Below are 21,048 nucleotides of genomic sequence, written 5' to 3'. Positions count from 1 at the left end.
TTTGCTTTGCGTAAAGTAATGACGTGAAGAAGTCTATGGGACAGGAACGTGGCAAAAACTCTTTTACGCAGTGGAAGTCTTGATGACTTCCAGGCCGTAGGCGGCGGCGGGCAAACCGTATTTCATTCCGCGCTTCAGGTGCGCGAAACCCTGCGTTTACGCAAACAGCTGGCGCTGGCCGATTGTCTGGCGATACCGCAGTTGAATGATGAAGGCGATCGCGTTGACTGGTACTCCCCGGTCGACGGCGAGATTATCGGCTGGAAAGCGGCCGACGAAACCCAGCGCACCCGCGCGCTGCATTATTTAGAAGGCCTGCAGGAGAGCGCCCGCGCGCTCAGCAAAAAATGCCTGCAGTCAGAGAAAACCGCGCAGCAGCTGTTCGGCGCGCTGCTGGAAAAATCCCTGCAGTTCCCCGGCGAAAACCACCTGTTTCTGGTGGATGGCAAGCCGGTTATCAGCTTCTGGGGCTTTGTGAACCTCAACGAAGGCGCGCGGGAAGATGCCCTCGACTGCCTGCGTTACGTTGAACCGGAGATAATAGAAGAAGAGCCGGTCATTGACGAGGTGCCTGAAGTGGAGGAGCCAGAACCGGCGATCGTCACCTTTAGCGAAGCCGATGCTCCACTTATCTCCGCCAACGAACCGCTGATTAACGCCTATTCATTGCCGGTGGAAGAACCTGAAGAGCCACCGCAGGCGCCTGCGCCTGTTGCGGCTGCCGTCGTGCCAAAAACGCGTCGTCCACGCTGGGTCTGGGGCCTGCCGCTGGCTGCCGCAGTAGCCGCCGTGGCCATTGCCGTACCGTTAATGATCCCGAGCACTCAGGCCGAATCCGAACCCGTTACGCAGGCCGCACCCGCACCTGCACCAGTTGTTCTCAAAGGCCCGGCAATGCCGGTACTGATTAGTGACCTGCCGCTGCACCAGGCGAGCGTGAAGGTTGAACCCGTTGTTGAGCCAGAAGAAAAACCGGTGGTAATCGCCGTGATCCCAAAAGATGCGATGGTGATGGACGCCGACCAGCTCCGTGCCGGAACGACCCGTTTCCTCAACGGTACCTGGCGCGTGCAAATAGACGTCAGCGATGCCCATAGCGGCAAAGCGCCCAGCCTGCGTTATCAGATTCAGAACAACAAAGGCACCGCCCGCGTAGTGCGTGAAGGCAGTATCGTCTGCAAAGCGGCGGTGTTCTCCGGCCTGCACCAGAACGGCGAGCTAATGATCAAAAGTCGCGGCAACGCGCAGTGCAGCGACGGCGCACGCTACCCGCTGCCGGAAATCAGCTGCAAGCCTGGCAACAGCAACGTTGCCGTCTGTACCGCACGGTTTGATGCTAAGACTGTTGTGCCGTTGACCTTTAAAAAGACGGGAGCCTAAGCCATGCTGGTCACCCTTTGTGATTACAAACAAAGCGTTACGCTGATTGCCAACAGCGGCGTGCAGTTCCTCGATTTCGGTCTCAGCCCGCAGGAATCGCTCCAGCACGGACGCTTCGTGCGCAAAACCGCCAACGGCCCGCTGCTGCGCCTCGATTATGATGTCGTAAACCAGCGCTATACGCTGCCTGGCGAACCCGGCCGCGCGCCGGAAGTGGTCAAACCCGAATCAACGCTCTCCCTTCACCACTCGCTGACGCTGCTTGACGGCGTCTGGCTGCCGCTGCCGTTCCTGCGCTTTAACCCACCACGCACCTTCGTGGAAGGGCCGGACAACTGGGCGCGCGTGCAGATAAGAAAGCTGGCGGAGCCAGACAGCGCAGGCAATACCCACCGTGTAACGCTAGCGTTCGACAGCCAGATTAGCCCGGACGATGCCACGTCGCTCTCCCCGGTGGCGGGCGATCTACTGAACGGCACCCGCTTTGCGCTGGCCTGGCGCGATAATGAAATTGCTGATTTCCTCGACCAGACCTGGATTGATGGCTGGCTGCGGGAAGTGTTCCAGCAAACCACCACTGCCCATGAAACCCGTAGCGAGCGCGACATTGCTCAGGCACTGCGCAGCTTTGAATATCAGGGCCACTGGATGAACATTCTGGCGCTGCTCGGCGAACAACTGACGGTGCCGGAAATTAAGATGGTCACCGCCACCCTCAGCACCCCCGCCATTCCGGTCGATTTAATTCTCGACGTCGGCAATACCCATACCTGCGGCGTGATCATTGAAGACCACGGCGATGCTAACGATGGCCTGCGCCAGACCGCCGAGCTGCAGGTGCGGTCGCTCAGCGAACCGCAGTACCTGAACGAACCGCTGTTTACCAGCCGGGTCGAGTTCTCGGAATCTCGCTTCGGTAAGCAACATTTCTCGGTGGAAAGCGGACGCGAAGACGCTTTTATCTGGCCTTCTCTGGTACGCGTGGGCGATGAGGCTCGCAAACTGGCGATGCAACGTGCCGGCACCGAAGGCTACAGCGGGATCTCCAGCCCGCGTCGCTACCTGTGGGATGAAACGCCGACGGTCCAGGACTGGCGCTTTAGCCAGATGAACAGTAAAACCCAGCGCGAACCACTGGCAACCGCCTTCCCGCTGATGAACCTGATGAACGACGAAGGCCAGCCGCTGTTTACCCTGCCGCCGGACGAACGCATGCCGGTCTTCTCACCACAGTACAGCCGCAGCACCCTGATGACTCATATGCTCTGTGAACTGCTGGCACAGGCGCTGGGGCAGATCAACAGCGTGGCCACCCGTCTGCGTCTGGGCTTCCCGGCCTCGCCGCGCCAGCTGCGTACGCTGATCCTCACCCTGCCGTCGGCAATGCCGAAGCAGGAGCGCGAAATCTTCCGCCGCAGGATGTTTGAAGCTATTGCGCTGGTGTGGAAAGCGATGGGCTGGCACCCGCAGGACGACGATTTCGCCAACGTCCGTCTACAGGAAAAAAGCGTCGTACCAATCCCGAAAATTCATATGGAGTGGGATGAAGCCAGCTGCGGCCAACTGGTCTGGCTGTACAACGAAGCGATTTCTCACTTTGCCGGGCAAACCGAAGCGCTCTTTACTGCAATGGCGCGCCCGGATCGTCAGCCGGAAGCGGGCGAAACCGCGGGCCGCACACTGCGCATTGCTTCACTGGATCTCGGCGGCGGCACCACCGACATGGCGATTGCCGAGTATCAACTGGATGATGGTATTGGCGGCAACGTCAAAATCACCCCACAACTGCTGTTCCGCGAAGGCTTTAAAATCGCCGGCGATGACGTGCTGCTGGATATTATTCAGCGCTGCGTCCTCCCTGCGCTGCAAACTCAGCTGCAAAAATCCGGCGTTGCCGATGCGCAGGCGCTGATGGCCACGCTGTTTGGCGATTCCGGGCGCTTGGATACCCAGGCGGTACTGCGTCAGCAGACGACGCTACAGCTGTTTATGCCAATTGGCCACGCCATTCTCGCGGCATGGGAACAAAGCGACGTGCAGGATCCGCTGGCGGGTCTACACGCCACCTTTGGTGAACTGTTATCGCAAACGCCGACCCGCAACGTGATGAACTACGTCGGCCAGGCCATAGAGCATGCGCTGCCCGCCGGAAGTGCACCGTTTGATCTTCTCGCCGTACCGCTGGAAGTGACCTTCAGCACCCTTCAGTCAGCGATGCTGGCGGGCGAATTTACCCTCGCCGGCCCGTTGCACGCCCTGTGTGAAGCCATTTCCCACTACAGCTGCGACGTGCTGCTGGTGACCGGGCGTCCGGGCTGCCTGCCGGGCGTTCAGGCGTTGATTCGTTATCTCCAGCCGGTGCCGGTGAACCGCATGGTATGGCTGGATAAATATCACGTTCACGAATGGTATCCGTTCAGCCAGCAAGGGCGCATCGGCAACCCGAAATCAACCGCCGCCGTTGGCGCGATGCTGTGCAGCCTGGCGTTGGATCTGCGTCTGCCGCACTTCAACTTTAAAGCTGCGGATATCGGTGCCTACTCCACCGTTCGCTATCTCGGCGTGCTGGATAAAACCGTGAATACCCTGCGCGATGAGAACATCTGGTACCACGACCTTGACCTCGACAAGCCGGGCGCAAAGCTCGACGCCCGCCTGCATTTCCCGCTGCGCGGTAACGTCACCCTCGGCTTCCGTCAGCTCGCGAATACCCGCTGGCCGGCTACGCCGCTGTATACCCTGAGCATCAACTCCCCGGATCTGGCTCGCGCCATTGCCGGAGACGGCGTACTGCAGGTTCGCCTCAAGCTTCAGGGCGGCAGCAAAAACGAAGCGCCACAGGCATTTGTGCTGAGCGATGCGTGGTTGCAGGACGGCACGCCGGTTTCGCCGGATGCTCTGACCCTGAAGCTAAATACGTTGGCCGACCGCCGTCATAGCGGCAGCCATTACTGGATTGATAGCGGGAGCGTATTCCTGAAATGACCACTGTAAACGCTGTAATGGACTGGCTTGCCACTGAGCGACACTCGCACCCGGCGCTGGATGATGACGCCGATGCCCTGCTTATCCGTCTGCTCGCCCTCGATGCGCAGCAGCAATCCCACCAGCAGGCGCTCAACTGTCGCGCCAGTATTGCGCTGTTTGGCCATTCACAGCCCTCAAAAGCGCACCTGTTGCGTACGCTGTGCGGCAGCGGCGAAGGCCGTTTAACGGTGCAGAGCGGCAGCAAAACGCTCGACTATTTTAGTCATATCAATCCCGGCCATAGCCTGACCCAAATGGCGCTGCGCTTTAGCCGCGACCAGTCTACGCCGGATGATGCTTTTCCGCTGCGCCTGAAATTGATGCGCGAAGCGGAACTGGTGCAGCTGTTTATTGCCCATGCCTGGCAACGCGGCGATATTCGCCCACCGGACAGCAGCGTCATTGCCGAGCGTCTGCGCGGCTGGCAGAGCCTGCGCCAGCCGCAACCGGTACCTGGCCTGACCGCTACCGATATCGCCGCGATTAGCCGGTTCTGGCGCGATACCTTGCCGGGGAACTATCAACAGATTGACGATGCGCTGTGGTATCAGTTCGCCCATCTGCTGCCGTCGCTGGATCTCAGCGCCCGCGCCCGCGCCTGGTCACTGCTCTGGGGTGAACAGCAAGAGCTGACTCAACAGTGGCTGACGCTGGCGCACACGCTGCATCAGCTCGGCAATCGCCGGGAAGTGATGGCACCGCTGAGCCTACTGGTCGATGCCTTTACCCTGCCGATGGACGCCTTCTTAACGCCGGGTGGTAACAGTGACGACGCGGTGCTGGTGCACCCGCTGACCCGCGATGGCTACCAGAATGCGGTAAGCGTTCCGGTGACCACGCTGGCGCAGTTGACCCTGGAACTGGTGCTCAATACCGAACATGGCGTACTGGATAACGTGGATATCATCGATATTCCCGTACCACCACTCACCAATGAGACGCCGCTGTGGGCCAGCAAATGCCGCTGGCTGCTCGACCACTATCGCCAGCTGCAGCAGCCGGATATCCTGCTCACCTGCAACGCCACGGCGCAGCGCAGCGCGATCCCGTCTTCAGCCAAAACCCTGCTGCGCTGGGTGAATGAAACCCAGCCGGTGCAGGAAAACAAGCTGCCGGGGCTGGTGTGGGCGATTACGCCAGAGGACGATCGTTTCATCCACAAACGTCATTTTGATGAAGCTATTCAGCAGTTAGTCGGCAAACCGGGTCAGCACTGGGGTACCCTGCAAGCGCTGGATCACAGTAGCCTGCAGCGCCTGATCGAGTGGCTGTCGCAGGCTTCGCAGCCAGAATTACGCCAGCGTCGCTTTGCAGCGATTGGTAGCGCCCGTCAGCAACAATTGCGGACGCTTTGCCAGCCGCTCCTTGCACCTGCACAACCGGATAAAGCGCACGTCGAGACCATGATCCGCGAACTGCAAACCCACGCGGCCCGCCACGGCGAGCTGCTGGAGAGTCTGTTACCTGAACTGGCGGCGTTCGATGCGCTTTGCCAGGTACAGCAGCAGCGCGAAGAAAAAGTGAGCGGCCTGTTTAACGACGCGGTAGACCTGTTTGCCGCGCCGGAGACCATCGCGTCAAACCCGCTGACGCATCAGGATAATGGTTCGCAGGCCTATGCGCTGTGGTGCAAACACCTGCGCCAGTGGAGCCGCCAGCCGCATGCGCTGCTTAGCAGCGACACTCAGCAGCAGTTGGCGCTGTCTCTGTTGAGTGCCAGCCAGAATCTGTCTTTGGCGCAGCAGTTAAGACACGCCAGCGCCGAGCAACAGGCCGGTGCGGCGCAGCTTCGCGCGATTATCGGCAACTTTATCAACTGGCTGGGCTATGCTGAACAGCCGGTGGCACAGCGCCCTGCCAGCCGTATTGCAAAAGGCAGCGCTATTTTCGTTCAACCGACAGCAGCGTCCCGCACGCGTTTGACCCAGCTTGGTGAACAGCCGGTGCACGCCGCCACTCGCTACGTCTATGACTGGCTGGTCGCGCTTTACGCCCGCAGCACCGAACCGGGTGACACAGTCAATCTACTTGCACTACGCGACGACGCGCAGCAACGGCTGCACGCGCTTCTCAGGTAACCCTCGGCGGCACAAGGATGTGAACCGCTCTCAAAAGCTGAAAAAAAGCGTGCGAAATCCGTCCGATGGATATTCAACTCGCCCATGCCTCTTTACACTCGTTGGATAACCCGAGTCGATAAGAGGCTGCCATGACCATCACCTGTACCCTGTTTATTCACGGCGAAGCGTGCGCTGCGCAAAACGCTGCCACCTTTACCCGCCTGAATCCGGTGACTCAAACCATTGCCAGCGTCGCGCCCGCCGCCACGTTGACCGATGCCACCCGCACCGCCGATGCCGCAGCTGCAGCGTTCCCACAGTGGCGTGATACGCCCCCCGGTGAACGTCGTCGATTGCTGCTGGCCGCTGCCGATGAGCTGGAAAAGCGCAGCGAGCAGTTTATCGCTACCATGAGTGCCGAAACGGGCGCCACGCCGCAATGGGCCGGGTTTAATGTGCATCTCGGGGCCGATATTCTGCGTGAAGCGGCCGCGTTAACCACGCAGATTGACGGTCAGGTTATCCCCTCAAACATTCCCGGCAATCTGGCAATGGCCACCCGTCAGGGCGCTGGCGTAGTGCTGGGCATGGCGCCGTGGAACGCGCCGATTATTCTGGCGGTGCGCGCTATTGCCACGCCGCTTGCTTGCGGCAATACGGTGATCCTCAAAGGGTCTGAACTCTCACCCGCCACACAAGGGCTGATTATCGAGGCATTGGCGGCGGCGGGATTCCCGGCAGGCGTGGTGAACTACCTGACCTGTGCCCCGCAGGACGCGCCTGCGCTGGTTGAAAACATCATTGCTCACCCCGGCGTACGGCGGATTAACTTCACCGGTTCGACGCCGGTTGGCCGCATCATTGCGCAGACCTGCGCGAAATATCTCAAACCGGTTGTCCTGGAACTGGGTGGCAAAGCGCCGCTGCTGGTGCTGGATGACGCCGATATCGACCAGGCCGCCGCCGGAGCGACCTTCGGCGCGTTCGCTAACGCCGGACAGATTTGCATGTCGACCGAACGTATTATCGTTGAACAGGCGATTGCCAAATCATTTATTGAAGCGCTGGTTAAGCGAGTGAAAGGTCTGCCAGACGGACTGCTTGGCTCGGTGGTCGACAAAAAAACCGTGGATCGTTGTAATGCGCTGATTGATGACGCACTGGCGCACGGCGCAACGCTGCTTACCGGAGGGAAAGCGGACTCCACCTTGATGCCGGCGACGCTGTTGGACGGGGTTACGCCTGCAATGCGCATTTGGCATGAAGAGTCGTTCGGCCCGGTCAAAGCGGTGATCCGCGCAACCGATGAACAGGACGCGGTGCGGATTGCCAACGACAGCGCGTACGGCTTGTCGTCTGCGGTCTACAGTCGTGATACCGCGCGAGCATGGAACGTGGCGCAGAACCTGCAAACCGGGATCTGCCACATTAACGGCCCGACGGTACACGATGAAGCACAGATGCCCTTCGGCGGCACCAAAGATTCCGGATACGGCCGCTTTGGCGGACGGGCTGGGATCCATGAGTTCACTGAGCTGAGGTGGGTCACGATGCAGACGCAGCCGCGACGGTTACCTTTCTAAGTATATCGCCGCCCCTCACCCTAACCCTCTCCCCAAAAGGGAGAGGAAACCGTGAGCAATTACGGAGAGGCACCGGTTCTACTGCTCCCAGTGCGTATTCCACTCCCACAGTCGGTTGAAATGCACATCGTTAAGCTGCCGTGAAGTCTCCGCATTCGCCTTATACGGCCTTGCCGTAGTGGCTGCGGCGCCCCACGGCGACAGCGCGTCGTAGCCGCTATCGACGATGCTATCGACAATCAACGCCTGACCGTTTGCCGTTTTACCCGGCAAGTAGCCCGTTTTCCCTGCCCCCTGATCCCACGCGCGACCAAGTTTGGCCTTAAATGTGCCTTTATACCCTTCGTCGGTGGTAAAACGGCTGTTCTTCACCAGGAATCCGTACGGGTTATCCGGCAGTGTATTGGGGGCAAGTACGTAGGCTTCCGGCGAGCGGCGGCTGGAGACGGTGTGAAAATGTACCCGGTCGAACACCACGTTGGCGCGGCCAAATACGTAATCCACATCCCCTTCCACGTAGCTGTCCTGTACCAGGACGCGATAAAGACGATCGGTCAGCGCATCATTTTTACGGTCGCTGATATTGAGATACAGCGTATCCTGACGCCCCAGCAGACGGACGCGCTGTAGCTGGATGCGATCCCCATCGGTGCGCAGCGCCACACCCTGATGGGTGCCGCCGTCAACCGTGTCCAGCAGGCTGTTGGCGATAGTCAGGTTATAGAGCTGCAAATCATGGCTTTGCGCCCAGAACACGGCGGCGCAGTTGGTGCCTATCAGCGCGCTGGTTCTGCCAGCGCACAGGGCATACTGATAATAGGCCGGGGAGCCCGGCGGATAGCGGTTGGCGTTGACGGTTTCGCGGTATTTTGCCGGGCTAAACTGCGAGTCCAGCGCGAACTCAATGCGCACCGCTTCTGCCTGTTTACCGGTACCAAAAAGGGTGATGGGTGGCGCATCGTCAGGAATATAAACCGTGCCGGTATAAACGCCGGGATCGATTCTGATATAGAGACGGTCGTGGCCTTTGTGTTGGGTAATGGCGGCGTTAATCGCCTGCTGAATATCGCTAAAAGGCGCACCGGACTTCGCTACCCGCCACGGGGTATCGTTATCGGGAACGATAGGCTTGGGCTGCCAGGCTCCCTGAAGATGGTTGAGCATTCCGCCACGAGCAAAGTAGTTTTCGGCGGTATAGCCGGAAGTTTCTTGTGCCGTCAACTGCGGCCGACTGGCGGTGCCGGTTGACGAGGAAGCGACGCAGCCCTGCAGCACCAGCGGCATACAGAGCAGCGTCGACATTCCTGGGTAACGTAGTCTTGTCATCGGTTCTCCATTAACAACGTTAAATAGAAAAAGATTACCGATAATAATGGAACCACGTTTTATTTTTTCACTGCGCGATCACGCTTTCTCCGCGTCGACCTCATCAAACACCTGCTGAGCCAGGTGCATGGTGGCATTTGCTGCTGGCAGACCGCAGTAAAGCGCCGAGTGCATAATCAACTCTTTCAGCTCATCGCGGGTGACGCCATTATTAAACGACGCGCGCAGATGCATTTTCAGTTCAGCTTCGCGGTTCAGCGCAATCAGCATCGCGATGGTTATCATGCTGCGCGTGTGGTGATCCAGCCCCGGACGGGTCCAGGTTTCACCCCAGGCGTAGCGCGTGATAAAGTCCTGAAACTCTTCGTTCAGCGGTGAGAGTTTCGCCACGGTGCGGTCAACATGGGCATCGCCCAGCACTTTACGTCGTACCGCCATCCCCTGCTGATAACGTTCGTTATCCGCCATGATTCCTCCGTAAAAACGCCACCAGCGCGGCGTTAAATTCGTCGCTGGCTTCAATATTTGAGAGATGCGAAGCCGGGAGTTCGACCTGGAACGCGCCGTCTATTTGCTGATGCAGATAGTCGGCATCATCCACGGTGGTGACCGGGTCATGCTCACCGGCGATGATCAGCATTGGCAGCGTAATCGCCGCCACTTCTGCCCGCAGATCCGCCGCCGCGAGCGCATCGCAACACTCGGCATAACCTTCGGCTTCGGACGCAGCCAGTTGATGGCAAAGCTGTTCAACTACCGCTGGCTGATGTTGACGAAACGCCGGGGTAAACCAGCGATCGGCGGAACCGGCAGCCACCACGCCCATTCCTTCACTGCGCACGGTGCGCGCACGGGAGAGCCAGCCTGCTTGTTCACCAATCTTCGCGGCGGTGTTCGCCACCGCAATGGCGTCAAAACGCTCCGGCGCGAAGCGCGCCAGCCACAACCCGGTCAAGCCGCCCATCGAAATGCCGCAGAAGCTGGCGCGGTCGATATTCAAGTGATCGAGCAGCGAAATAACGTCTTCCCCAAGTTGTGACAGCGTCACTTTCCCGCGTTTGGTTGTTTGCCCGTGACCGTGCGTATCGTAGCGCAGTACGCGAAAATGCTCGGTTAGCGCAGGCATTTGCGCGTCCCACATGGAGAGCGTGGTGCCCAGTGAGTTTGATAACACCAGTACCGGTGCCTTTTCCGGTCCGTCGAGGCGATAATGGATATTCATGTCCCTAACTCCTGAAAGCGCGCCAATACCTGGCGCACAAAGTGGTCCGCGCTACCGACAGCGTTTGCCGGGTCCAGTAGCTGCGTCAGTTGCTCTGGAGAAAGATGCTGGCTCACCAGCGGATCGTTTTCCAGCAGCGGTCGTAGCGGGCAATCAAGCGCAATCGCCCGGTGGCAAATCGTTTCAATCAGATGGTGAGCATCGGCTTTACCGAGATGCGCCGCCAGCGCCTGGGTGACCGATTCCGCCATCACCAGACCGTGGGTAATATCCAGGTTATCACGCATTTTTTGCGTATTAACCTGCATCCCTTTAACCAGATATTCGCTGTTTTCCAGCACCCCGCCCGCCAGCATCAACAGCTGCGGCAGCGCTTCCCACTCCGCCTGCCAGCCGCCCAGCGCGCGTTCGTGCTGTTGAATCTGGCAGGCATACAGCGTTGCCATCAGTCCCGGCACTCTGGTCACCGCCGCCAGAATCGCGGCGCAGCTCACCGGGTTACGTTTATGCGGCATCGCGGAGGATCCGCCGCGCCCTTCGGCTATCGGTTCGCTCACTTCCGCCACTTCCGTTTGCATCATTAAAGCAAAGTCGTTAGCAAATTTGCCCAGCGTCCCGCACAGCCCGGCGTACCAGCTTGCCAGTTCAATCAGCCGGTCGCGTTGGCTATGCCAAGGCGTATCGGGAAGCGTCAGGTTCAGCTCAGCGGCCAGCGCCTGTGCGACCTCCGGTCCCTTCTCTCTTAGCGATGCCAGCGTGCCCGCCGCGCCGCCAAACTGCAGCGCCAGCACGCGCGGCCGCATTTGTGCCAGCCGTTCCTGCCAGCGCAGCAACGCATCGAGCGTACCCGCCAGTTTCAATCCGTAGGTAATGGGCAGCGCATGTTGCATCCAGGTACGGCCCGGCAGCAGCGTATGCTGATGACGCATTACCTGTTCCGCCAACACGCTAATAAGCCGCGCAAGCCGTGTTTCCGTTTCGCCAAGCGCCTGCTGAAGCTGGAGCATCAACCCCGTGTCAATGGCATCCTGGCTGGTCGCGCCCCAATGGACGTAGCGCGCTGCCTCTGGATCGGTATTTTTCACCCGCTGGGTGAGTTGTTTCACCAGCGGGATTGCCAGATTGCCCGCGCTCGCCGCCGCTGTTGCCAGCGTGGTTAGGTCAATGAGCGATGCCCGGCAGGCGGCGGAAATTGGCTCCACCGCCGCGCTAGGGATCACGCCGCAGCGCGCCTGTGCCGTTGCCAGCGCGGCTTCAAAATCCAGCATCCCCTGAACGAGGCGTTCATCGCTGAAAATGTCCGTTAATGCTTCAGTGCGCAATAGCGGGGTCAACACACTCATTCCAGCTCCTTATACGCGTTCAATAATCAGCGCGATCCCCTGGCCTACGCCGATACACATGGTGCAGAGTGCATAGCGCCCACCGGTACGACGCAGCTGGTAGGCGGCCGTCATCGCCAGCCGCCCGCCCGACGCCCCCAGCGGATGGCCCAGCGCAATCGCCCCGCCGTGCGGGTTAACATACGCGGCATCGTCCGGCAGCCCTAAATCACGCAGTACCGCCAGCGCCTGCGCGGCGAAGGCTTCATTCAACTCGATTACATCCATTTGCGCCAGCGTTAACCCGGTTTGCGCCAGGACTTTACGCACCGCCGGTGCCGGGCCAAAGCCCATGATACGCGGCGCCACCCCGGCGGTGGCGATACCCACCACTCGCGCCAGCGGCTGTAAATCGTTCTGCGTCATCGCCAGTTCACTCGCCAGCAACAGCGCGCAGGCTCCGTCGTTAACGCCGGAGGCATTGCCTGCCGTAACGGTGGCATCCGGGCGCACCACGCCTCTTAATTTTGCCAGCGCCTCAAGCGAAGTGCTGCGCGGGTGCTCATCCTGGGTGAAAATCAGCGGCTCGCCTTTGCGCTGCGGGATGTGCACCGGAATTAATTCATCGTTAAACACGCCGTTGGCCTGTGCCAGTGCGGTACGCTGCTGGCTGCGCAGGGCAAACGCGTCCTGATCCGCGCGCGCAATGGCAAAATCGGTCGCCACGTTCTCCGCCGTTTCCGGCATTGAGTCCACGCCGTAGCGCGCTTTCATCTGGCTATTAATAAAGCGCCAGCCGATGGTGGTGTCTTCCATTTTCATGCTGCGGCTGTAGGCGCTTTCCGCTTTGCCCATCACAAACGGCGCGCGCGACATGCTCTCTACGCCACCAGCGATCATCAATTGCGTTTCGCCGCTTTTAATCGCCCGCGCCGCCACGCCGATGGCATCCAGGCTGGAGCCACAAAGACGGTTAATGGTGGTGCCCGGCACCGTTTCCGGCAGTCCGGCCAGCAGTAGCGCCATACGCGCGACGTTGCGGTTGTCTTCACCCGCCTGGTTGGCGCAGCCGTAAATCACATCGTCAATACGTGCCGGATCAAGCCCAGGGTTTCGTTCGATAAGGGCTTTCAGCGGCAGCGCCGCCAGGTCGTCCGCGCGGACGCTTGCCAGAGTACCACCAAAACGACCGAACGGAGTGCGGACCGCGTCGCAGATAAATGCTTGATTCATCATTGTTCCTTAAGCGATTTCCGCTACGGCGTTATAGGAAAGCGTTACCGGGGTAATTCGCTGCAGTTCTTCAAATGAGAGACCGTTAAAGATTTCGCGCACCACTGGACCGCTGGCGGTAATGTCGATCACTGCCAGGTCGGTATAGATACGGCTAACGCAGCCTACGCCGGTCAGAGGATAGGTGCAGTGCTCAACCAGCTTGCACTCGCCGTCGCGCGTAAGGTGGTCCATCATGACGAAGACCTGACGCGCACCAACGGCTAAGTCCATCGCGCCGCCCACTGCAGGAATTGAGTCCGGCGCGCCGGTGCTCCAGTTGGCGAGATCGCCCGAAGCGGAAACCTGATACGCACCCAGCACGCAGATATCAAGATGGCCGCCGCGCATCATGGCGAACGAGTCGCCGTGGTGGAAGTAGCAACCGCCCTGCAGCAAGGTGACGAACTCTTTACCGGCGTTAATCAATTCCGGGTCTTCTTCCCCCGGAGCGGGCTTCGGCCCCATGCCCAGCAGACCATTTTCGCTGTGCAGGAAGACTTCTTTATCCGTCGGCAGGTAGTTGGCGATGCGCGTCGGCAGGCCGATGCCTAAATTGACGTAGGCTCCTTCCGGGATATCCTGCGCCACACGTTTAGCCATATCGTCACGAGAGAGTTTTTGCATCATGGGTTCCTTAGGCGCGCTGTGCCTGGACATTGAGATTTTCCAGCGAGAAAACGCGCTGCACAAAAATACCGGGCGTGACGACGTTCTCCGGGTCCAGTTCTCCCAGCGCCACTAAATTAGTCACTTCAGCAATCGTCGTTTTCGCGGCGGTAGCCATGATTGGCCCGAAGTTACGCGCCGCTTTGCGGTATACCAGGTTGCCCCAGCGATCGCCCTGATGGGCTTTGATCAGCGCAAAGTCCGCTTTAATCGGGTATTCCAGCACATAGTGGCGACCGTCGATTTCCCGCGTCTCTTTACCTTCTGCCAGCGGTGTGCCGTAGCCCGTCGGGGTGAAAATTGCCCCAAGCCCGGCACCAGCGGCCTGAATGCGCGCCGCCAGGTTGCCCTGCGGAACCAGCTCAAGCTCCACTTTGCCGCGGCGGTAGAGATCATCAAAAATCTGCGAATCAACCTGGCGTGGGAATGAACAGATCATCTTGCGAACGCGCCCGGCTTTCAGCAGCGCCGCGAGGCCAATCTCACCGTTACCGGCGTTATTATTGATGATGGTCAGGTCGCGTGCGCCCTGCTCAATCAACGCATCAATCAGCTGCGTCGGCTGCCCGGCAGGCCCAAAGCCGCCAATCATTATTGTCGCCCCGTCATGGATACCCGCAACGGCATCGGTCAGCGTCGACACACTTTTATCGATCATCAGGTTGCTCCTTGATGTGCGGTTATCGCACTTATATTCGTTGTTCGCACAAAATGTGACCCGCTTAACGATGTCGGTCAAGGGCGATAATCGAAATATGGTGCGATAATCGAACATCGTGTATGTTTAGACGAATAATGTGATCGACGGCATAAACGGAGAGTAAAAGTGGAGAAACATCCAGACGATATTTTGACGGGCGACAGCGACCCGTTTAAAGGCGACCCGAACTTTATGGCCTCTCTGGCGCGCGGGCTGGAGGTGATTCAGGCCTTCACGCCACAGCGTCGGGTGCTGTCGATTTCACAAATTAGCCAGAAGACCGGCATTCCACGTGCCGCGGTGCGCCGCTGCTTGTATACGCTGGGCAAGCTCGGGTTTGTCTATGCGGAAGACGGCAAAAACTTTCAGCTGCGCCCGCGGATTTTATCCCTTGGACACGCGTGGTTAGCCTCAACGCCGCTGGCGCGTTCGGCGCAGCCGGTGCTGCGGCATTTGAGCGAAATGCTCAATGAGTCCTGTTCGATAGCGACCCTCGACGGCGATGATATTCTGTATATCGCCCGTGCCTCCAGCTCGCGCATTATGACTATCGATCTCGATATCGGTAGTCGCCTGCCCGCCTGGTCAACGTCGATGGGGCGCGTGCTGCTGAGCTATCAGCCGGAAGAGAAACTTAACGATATGCTGGCGCGCATCACCATGATTCGCTATACACCACAGACCATCTCCTCCGTGGCCAAACTGCGCAGCGAGCTGAAAGCCATTCGTCAGCAGGGATATGCGTTAAACGACCAGGAGTTAGAAATGGGTCTGCGTTCGCTGGCAGTGCCGCTGTTTAATCCGCAAGGTCACGTGGAAGCGGCGCTGAACGTCGGCGTGCATGCCGGGCAGGTTTCCGCCGCTGAGCTGTTAGAGCGCGTGTTGCCGGAGTTGCAAAAAGCGGCTTCTGAGCTGAGTTTGCTGCTGCGTTAGCGTCTGCAATCTAGAGAGTCAATTCACACAGAGAGCGTTCAGTCTTATTATTCAACGCTCAGGGAAAACTGGCCTGTCACTGGTTAGGATCATAACCGGTGGTTTTGCGGCACCGGCGATTGACCATGCTGACTCGGGTATACGGCAGGATTCAATATGGTGCCCAGATAGATGACATCGAAACCGCATTTAATAGCCAGATTGATCAACCCTGTCTTTTCCAGACCGTAAGATCGCTGCTTGTTGCCGATATAATGAACTCGCCATGCCATGAGAAACCCACACAGCGAAAGTAATCCGTTGCCAGTCTGAGACACCCTTCTTGATGGGAGGCAATTAATGCACTCTTACCCGGCGGGCACCAGATTAACATTTCCAGGGGCCACTCTGGCGACACGCGCTCCAGAGTCTCTCCGTACCGGTTAGACATGGGTAAACCACCACCACAAAGACCTGCAATGGAAAGCGTCTCACCGCTCAGCGGTCCAATACCTTCACATGCCAGACCAACGGAGTCGTACCCGTTACCATACTCTTCATGATCTCTGGCAATAATTTCTCCACTCAGACAATCAAGCACACCTCGTCCGGAAGAGGAAATGATCAAAAGCAAGTGGTTATAATTACGTGAAAAAGCGACTTCGGTTAAACCACCTACGGCCATCTCAATACAAGGCACCCAATTGCAATCGGGAATCCCCCTCAGTAGCAACTTAAGGCTATTTTCATGGTTCTTTGGCTGCCAGATAGACATCTGAACTCCTTGTCAGCGTTGGGCGGCACTTAGCATCTCATAACGAGGAGAAATGTTATTTCGACAACAGTTGGGATGAAGTGTCATAAACCGTTTTCTTTACGCCCCCCCTTCTTCAGGTTCAGGAAGATACGCATTGTACGGCTTCCATAGATAAGTACGCCGCTACAGTCGTAAAGTAGCGATTACCGCAGTTGGCCATAATACCAGCGTTCGCCTGAAAACCACTCATCCGGGTCGTCACCACCAGAGTCATTAAGTGTTATACCTAATTCTTGCACTCCATCCGGGAGAGTGAGCCCCCATTCCCTGGCAAGGCTACGTTCTTTGAGTAGTACTGATGAGCCATTCTCAGAGCGACCTTCAGTGATGAACCCCTGGAAGTATTCCTCAGAACGAAACAAACATACTTCGCTGGTAAACATATCCGGAAGGCAAATAACGGCTGTAATTCGAGGTGTATCGCCGCAATTGGCTGTGGCGTGCATCAAATTAGAACAAGCATTAATTAAGGCCTGTGCACACTCTGCTTTTGTTGTTTGTTTGCTGTATTTCCCTTGAATAAGATTAATTTCAACGGGGATTTTAAAATTCCAGTATTGCTCGCTTTTGGGAAAGATTGCACGGTCTGGGTTAAGGAAAGTTTCAGCCCAACGGTTAAGTGATTTTATACGTCGAGGAATGTTACGTACTTTTGTACGGTTATCCCTGCATAGACGTCTGCTCATGTTTTTAACTTCCTGATTGTTTAATTAGATATAGTTTGGACGACTAATTAGTATTTATACAATATATATCCTAACCAATGGCTTAGCTATAATCGAACGATTTGCGCCACACAAGAACGTCCACGTCTCGCTCGTAGCGCCTGTTTAGTATGCCCCGTGAGTTGAGGACGAGCGCCATCATAACTGTTTTCTACCCATTGCAGGAACCAGCGCGAAAGCGATAAACAAGAGGAGACTAATCAGCAAAAAAGCATCAGAAAATGCCATTGTTTGCGCTTCCAGCATCATCATCTGACCCAGTAATTTTGTTGCTGCTAGTGGCCCGGCGGTAGTGTCACTCCCTCCCTGGGTGAAAATAGAGGTGTAACGGGTCATGAACTCATTGACAGTCTGTGGCACGGACACCATTTTTTCCCCAATCCTTTGGTAATGAAAATTAATCCGGCTATTGAGAATAGTACCGCACAGCGCAATTCCAATAGCGCCTCCCAGATTACGTGTCAGGTTGAATACTCCCGATGCCAGCTTTAGTCGTTCTTTGGATATACCTCCCAGGGTCAATGTTACGATCGGTGCCATCGCAAATTGTTGTGAAACGCCCCTGACAGCCTGCGGCAGCAGTAATTCTTGCCATCCCCACTGATTTGTTATGGGTGTGAAAAGAAACATAGAAAACGCAAATCCGCCCAGCCCAACCATCAGTAGCCATCGCAGATTTATTCTTTTACTCAAATACAAATAAAGCGGTACTGACAAGATTTGGAATATCCCGGTCGTGCATACCGCCAGGCCAATATCCAGCGCACTAAACCCTCTGACCTGCCCCAGAAATACCGGCGTTAAGTAAACGGTTGAGAATATCCCCACACCTCCGGCAAAAGAGAAAAAACAGCCCAGCGAGAAGTTTTTGTCCTTGAACGCATACAGATCCATAATCGGGTTCGATATTGATAGCGTTCGTATCGCAAATAAAAGTGCAGATACCAGCGTCAGACCCGAGGTTAGTATTATCGTGCTGTCGTCAAACCATCCCCATCGGGCCCCTTCTTCCAGGGAGTATTCCAGGCATCCCAATGTAAGCGCAAGTAGCACAATGCCCAGATAATCAGCGTTTTTAAGGAGCGCCAGGTTTGGTTTATCAATATCCACCAGCAGAGGGATGCTTAGTACCAGATAAAGACCCGGTAACATATTGATATAAAAAAGCCACCGCCATTCTAGGTTATCGGTAATCCATCCCCCAAGCGTGGGGCCAAGCGTTGGGGATAACGATGCCAACGCGCTGACGACTGCGGCCGCTAACCCTAACTCCTTCCCCTGGTAATAAATAAAAGCAGTGGTAAAGACCAACGGGATCATCGATGCCCCTGCGACGCCCTGTAACGCACGGAACACAATCATGCTCTGAATATTCCACGCCAGCCCACAGGCAACGCTCATTGCGGTAAAAGCACCGGCAGAAAGCGTAAACAGCCAGCGGGTGGAGAATACCCGTGATAGCCATCCCGAAAGAGGGATAATAATGATTTCCGCGATCAGATAGCTGGTTTGAATCCATGCTATCTCATCCTTACCCGCCGAGAGACCACCACCGATTTCATTAAGGGAGGCGGAGACAATCTGTATATCAAGCTGAGCAATAAACAGCCCAATACACATACTGGCAAAAGCTATATGTTTTCGCATGGCGGCCCCCATCAGTGTCGCTCGTTGACACTAACGGTCACTGAAAGTCCCGGTCGAAGGATCCCTGCCAGTTCATCTGTTTTATCAATGGCAATTCTTACCGGAACGCGTTGCACTATTTTGGTAAAATTGCCGGTGGCATTTTCTACGGGGATCAGGCTAAAGGTGGCTCCAGTTGCTGGCGCCAGACTCTCGACATAGCCGTGAATAACATAGCCGTGTAGGGCATCTGCCCGTATTTCTGCTTTCATCCCGGGTTTCATACCGGCAATCTGGCTCTCCTTAAAATTCGCATCGATCCACAGGCCGCTGACAGGTACAACGGAGGCTAACTGTGTTCCTCCCGCAACCCAACTACCAATACGGGCGCGACGGTTAGCCACAATACCCGTTATAGGGGCCCGCACCACCGTGTATTCCAGGTTGAGCAACGCCCGGTCGAGTGCCGACTTCGCCTCTCTAAGGCTTGCTCTTGCGGCTTCCAGTTGGAAAGATAGCATCTTTAGACGCTGTTTCTCCGTCTGGTAATCATTCGCTGCTTTGCGTTCATTGGCTATCATCCGCTGATAATCAAGCCGGGCGTTATCTTTGATTTGTTGAGAAATGGCCGCCGACTTTGCCAACCGTTCGTAACGCTGACTGTCTTGCTGACGCTTTTGCGCTTCGAGTTTTGCCGCCTGCCAGTTTTCACCGGCACTCGCTATAACCGATTGTTGCATCGTGATGCTGGCACGAATACTTTCGAGACTGGCTTCACTTCTGGATACTTTTGCCTGAGATTGAGCAACAGCGGCTCGATAATCACGGTCATCAAGACGCAGGATAATATCCCCTACTTTAACGAGTTGATTATCACGAATCTCAATCCTTGAGATATAGCCAGAGACTTTACTGGCCACGACGGTGATATTCCCCCCAACATAGGCATCATCCGTTGAACGTATATAACGGCCATCCATTAGCCACCATCCGTAAAAAATACTCCCCACTAATAGACAAATTATTCCCGCTGCGCCGATAAGGTGCTTTTTAAAAAAAACGATCATTTATTGCTGCCACTCAGATTGTCTTCACACCGTGCATCCTGATGAGGTTGCACAACCGATGCAGAAAAATTAACATGTCTATTTTGATAATTATTGCCAATAAACATATCCAAAATGACAATCACGCTACAGCCAGAAGCGCTGCCGGGGCATCACATCATCGGGCTGGATTCTGAACATCTGAACGGTGGGGTCATACCGTGGCATAAGCACATCTATGCTCAACTGCTCTATCCAGCGGAAGGCGTCGTGCGGGTATGGGCGGAAGGCAGTGTATGGATGGTCCACGCCAGTTGTGCGTTATGGCTACCGCCACAGATGCCACATAAATTTGTAGCGACAGGAAACGTTCTGCTCAAAACCATACTGATCAACGAGGCACAGAGCAAAATAGTCGGAAATACGTGTTTTATGACCGGGATATCACCGTTGCTAAGGGAGTTGCTGATAGCGATAAATCAACCTACACATCAGCAAAACATCTCTGCTGACAGTGAATACCAGATGCGTTTCACTGCCCTTGAGACCTTAATTTTGCAGGAGATAAAATCGGGGGGAAAAGTATCGCTGGAACTTCCCTGGCCACGAGATACGCGACTTCAGTCGCTGTGCGAAGCGTTAATGAGTCAGCCAGGATATCTTCCCACGCTGGATAATCTGGCCGATAAAATCAGCGTCAGTAATCGCACGCTTATGCGTCTCTTCGTGAAAGAAACGGGTCTGACATTTCGACACTGGATCCAACAAATGCATGTCATAAGCGCAGTGTCATTACTGGAGGAAGGAAGCTCTGTAGCGAGAATAGCTCACCATTTGGGCTATGCCTCGGCCGAATCTTTCGGGAATATGTTTAAACGCCGGACTGGTTATTCGCCAGGCAAATATAGTGCCTCAATAAAGTAAGAGATGTTATGGCGTTTTTTTAGAAAGTTTACGCCCGCTTTCGGCTCGAGGCGGACCTTCAATTCAGTCAGCAATGCAGTTAAATGGGAAAAATCTCAGATGTCGATTGTACAATCATACTCCTAATAAGTTTATGTTGATGTTACCTGCTCGCGTTAATCAATTACATCTTCATATCTACAGTATATAAAGGAAATATCGGCTAACAGCGTCTGCACCTCACTTACAGCGGACCTTCGCCCCAGCTATCTCGTCCGCTAGTGCCAGAAACTGACGTTGTTATCCATGTAATGTGTTAATCTGTCATGAGAATACCCTGGAGGTTCGAATGCTTTATAGCTGCATGAATAATACAAATTGGAATCAGATCCGCGTGGCAATGGTTTGAATCGCCACGGGTTTAACAGACACCTCAGAGTCATTTAAGATGACTTAAA

The 21,048-nt window shown here is 56.2% G+C and carries 17 protein-coding genes; 6 read left to right on the top strand and 11 right to left on the bottom strand.

Annotation, left to right across the window (positions count from 1 at the left end; translation table 11 throughout):
- Nucleotides 1–48 precede the first annotated feature (48 nt).
- The 4 genes from V6940_RS21755 to V6940_RS21740 all read left to right on the top strand — a co-directional run bounded on the left by V6940_RS21755 (nt 49) and on the right by V6940_RS21740 (nt 8,050).
- Nucleotides 49–1,380: an SrfA family protein gene (locus V6940_RS21755; protein WP_333497295.1), complete on the top strand. Its 1,332-nt coding sequence runs from the start codon at nt 49–51 to the stop codon at nt 1,378–1,380.
- 3 nt (nt 1,381–1,383) lie between these two features.
- Complete coding sequence (locus V6940_RS21750; protein ID WP_333497294.1) at nt 1,384–4,365, top strand: virulence factor SrfB; 2,982 nt, start codon at nt 1,384–1,386, stop codon at nt 4,363–4,365.
- Nucleotides 4,362–6,485: a virulence factor SrfC family protein gene (locus V6940_RS21745; protein WP_333497293.1), complete on the top strand. Its 2,124-nt coding sequence runs from the start codon at nt 4,362–4,364 to the stop codon at nt 6,483–6,485. Before V6940_RS21750 ends, V6940_RS21745 begins: the two co-directional genes overlap by 4 nt.
- A gap of 131 nt (nt 6,486–6,616) precedes the next feature.
- Nucleotides 6,617–8,050, top strand: a complete 1,434-nt coding sequence (locus tag V6940_RS21740) for an aldehyde dehydrogenase (RefSeq protein WP_333497292.1) — start codon at nt 6,617–6,619, stop codon at nt 8,048–8,050.
- A 78-nt stretch (nt 8,051–8,128) separates the two neighbouring features.
- Here the strand turns inward: V6940_RS21740 and V6940_RS21735 are convergent, their stop codons facing one another.
- The 7 genes from V6940_RS21735 to V6940_RS21705 all read right to left on the bottom strand — a co-directional run bounded on the left by V6940_RS21735 (nt 8,129) and on the right by V6940_RS21705 (nt 14,519).
- A complete protein-coding gene (locus V6940_RS21735; RefSeq protein WP_333497291.1) occupies nt 8,129–9,376 on the bottom strand; it encodes a putative acyl-CoA thioester hydrolase in 1,248 nt (415 codons plus the stop codon).
- A gap of 78 nt (nt 9,377–9,454) precedes the next feature.
- Complete coding sequence (gene pcaC, locus V6940_RS21730) at nt 9,455–9,844, bottom strand: 4-carboxymuconolactone decarboxylase (RefSeq protein ID WP_333497290.1); 390 nt, start codon at nt 9,842–9,844, stop codon at nt 9,455–9,457.
- Nucleotides 9,834–10,598, bottom strand: coding sequence for a 3-oxoadipate enol-lactonase (pcaD, locus tag V6940_RS21725; protein ID WP_333497289.1), 765 nt, complete (start codon nt 10,596–10,598; stop codon nt 9,834–9,836). The genes pcaC and pcaD overlap by 11 nt, the downstream gene beginning before the upstream one ends.
- Nucleotides 10,595–11,941, bottom strand: a complete 1,347-nt coding sequence (locus V6940_RS21720) for a 3-carboxy-cis,cis-muconate cycloisomerase (protein ID WP_333497288.1) — start codon at nt 11,939–11,941, stop codon at nt 10,595–10,597. Before V6940_RS21720 ends, pcaD begins: the two co-directional genes overlap by 4 nt.
- A gap of 9 nt (nt 11,942–11,950) precedes the next feature.
- Nucleotides 11,951–13,153 carry a 3-oxoadipyl-CoA thiolase gene (gene pcaF / locus V6940_RS21715; protein ID WP_333497287.1) on the bottom strand — a complete coding sequence of 401 codons (1,203 nt, stop codon included), beginning with the start codon at nt 13,151–13,153 and terminating at the stop codon, nt 11,951–11,953.
- A gap of 9 nt (nt 13,154–13,162) precedes the next feature.
- Nucleotides 13,163–13,819 (bottom strand): 3-oxoacid CoA-transferase subunit B, encoded by a 657-nt coding sequence (locus V6940_RS21710; RefSeq protein ID WP_333497286.1) that lies wholly within the window; start codon nt 13,817–13,819, stop codon nt 13,163–13,165.
- 10 nt (nt 13,820–13,829) lie between these two features.
- Nucleotides 13,830–14,519: a 3-oxoacid CoA-transferase subunit A gene (locus V6940_RS21705; RefSeq protein WP_333497285.1), complete on the bottom strand. Its 690-nt coding sequence runs from the start codon at nt 14,517–14,519 to the stop codon at nt 13,830–13,832.
- Between the two features lie 168 nt (nt 14,520–14,687).
- Between V6940_RS21705 and V6940_RS21700 the strand changes: the two genes are divergently transcribed.
- Nucleotides 14,688–15,494, top strand: coding sequence for an IclR family transcriptional regulator domain-containing protein (locus V6940_RS21700; protein WP_333497284.1), 807 nt, complete (start codon nt 14,688–14,690; stop codon nt 15,492–15,494).
- Between the two features lie 205 nt (nt 15,495–15,699).
- On the opposite strand, the gene V6940_RS21695 is transcribed toward V6940_RS21700, so the two are convergent.
- The 4 genes from V6940_RS21695 to V6940_RS21680 all read right to left on the bottom strand — a co-directional run bounded on the left by V6940_RS21695 (nt 15,700) and on the right by V6940_RS21680 (nt 19,705).
- Entirely contained in the window at nt 15,700–16,248 is a 549-nt protein-coding gene (locus tag V6940_RS21695) for a hypothetical protein (RefSeq protein ID WP_333497283.1), read from the bottom strand.
- A 185-nt stretch (nt 16,249–16,433) separates the two neighbouring features.
- Entirely contained in the window at nt 16,434–16,976 is a 543-nt protein-coding gene (locus V6940_RS21690) for a DUF3916 domain-containing protein (protein ID WP_333497282.1), read from the bottom strand.
- Nucleotides 16,977–17,153: 177 nt separating this feature from the next.
- Nucleotides 17,154–18,674 carry a DHA2 family efflux MFS transporter permease subunit gene (locus V6940_RS21685; protein WP_333497281.1) on the bottom strand — a complete coding sequence of 507 codons (1,521 nt, stop codon included), beginning with the start codon at nt 18,672–18,674 and terminating at the stop codon, nt 17,154–17,156.
- On the bottom strand, nt 18,674–19,705 hold the full coding sequence (locus V6940_RS21680) for an HlyD family secretion protein (RefSeq protein WP_333497316.1): 1,032 nt from the start codon (nt 19,703–19,705) through the stop codon (nt 18,674–18,676). Before V6940_RS21680 ends, V6940_RS21685 begins: the two co-directional genes overlap by 1 nt.
- 117 nt (nt 19,706–19,822) lie before the next feature.
- Between V6940_RS21680 and V6940_RS21675 the strand changes: the two genes are divergently transcribed.
- Nucleotides 19,823–20,611 (top strand): AraC family transcriptional regulator, encoded by a 789-nt coding sequence (locus tag V6940_RS21675; RefSeq protein WP_333497280.1) that lies wholly within the window; start codon nt 19,823–19,825, stop codon nt 20,609–20,611.
- Nucleotides 20,612–21,048 lie beyond the last annotated feature (437 nt).

It is taken from the genome of Kluyvera sp. CHPC 1.251 (genome assembly GCF_036759945.1).
GTDB lineage: Bacteria > Pseudomonadota > Gammaproteobacteria > Enterobacterales > Enterobacteriaceae > Kluyvera > Kluyvera sichuanensis.
This window is presented reverse-complemented; position numbering and strand designations above follow the sequence as displayed.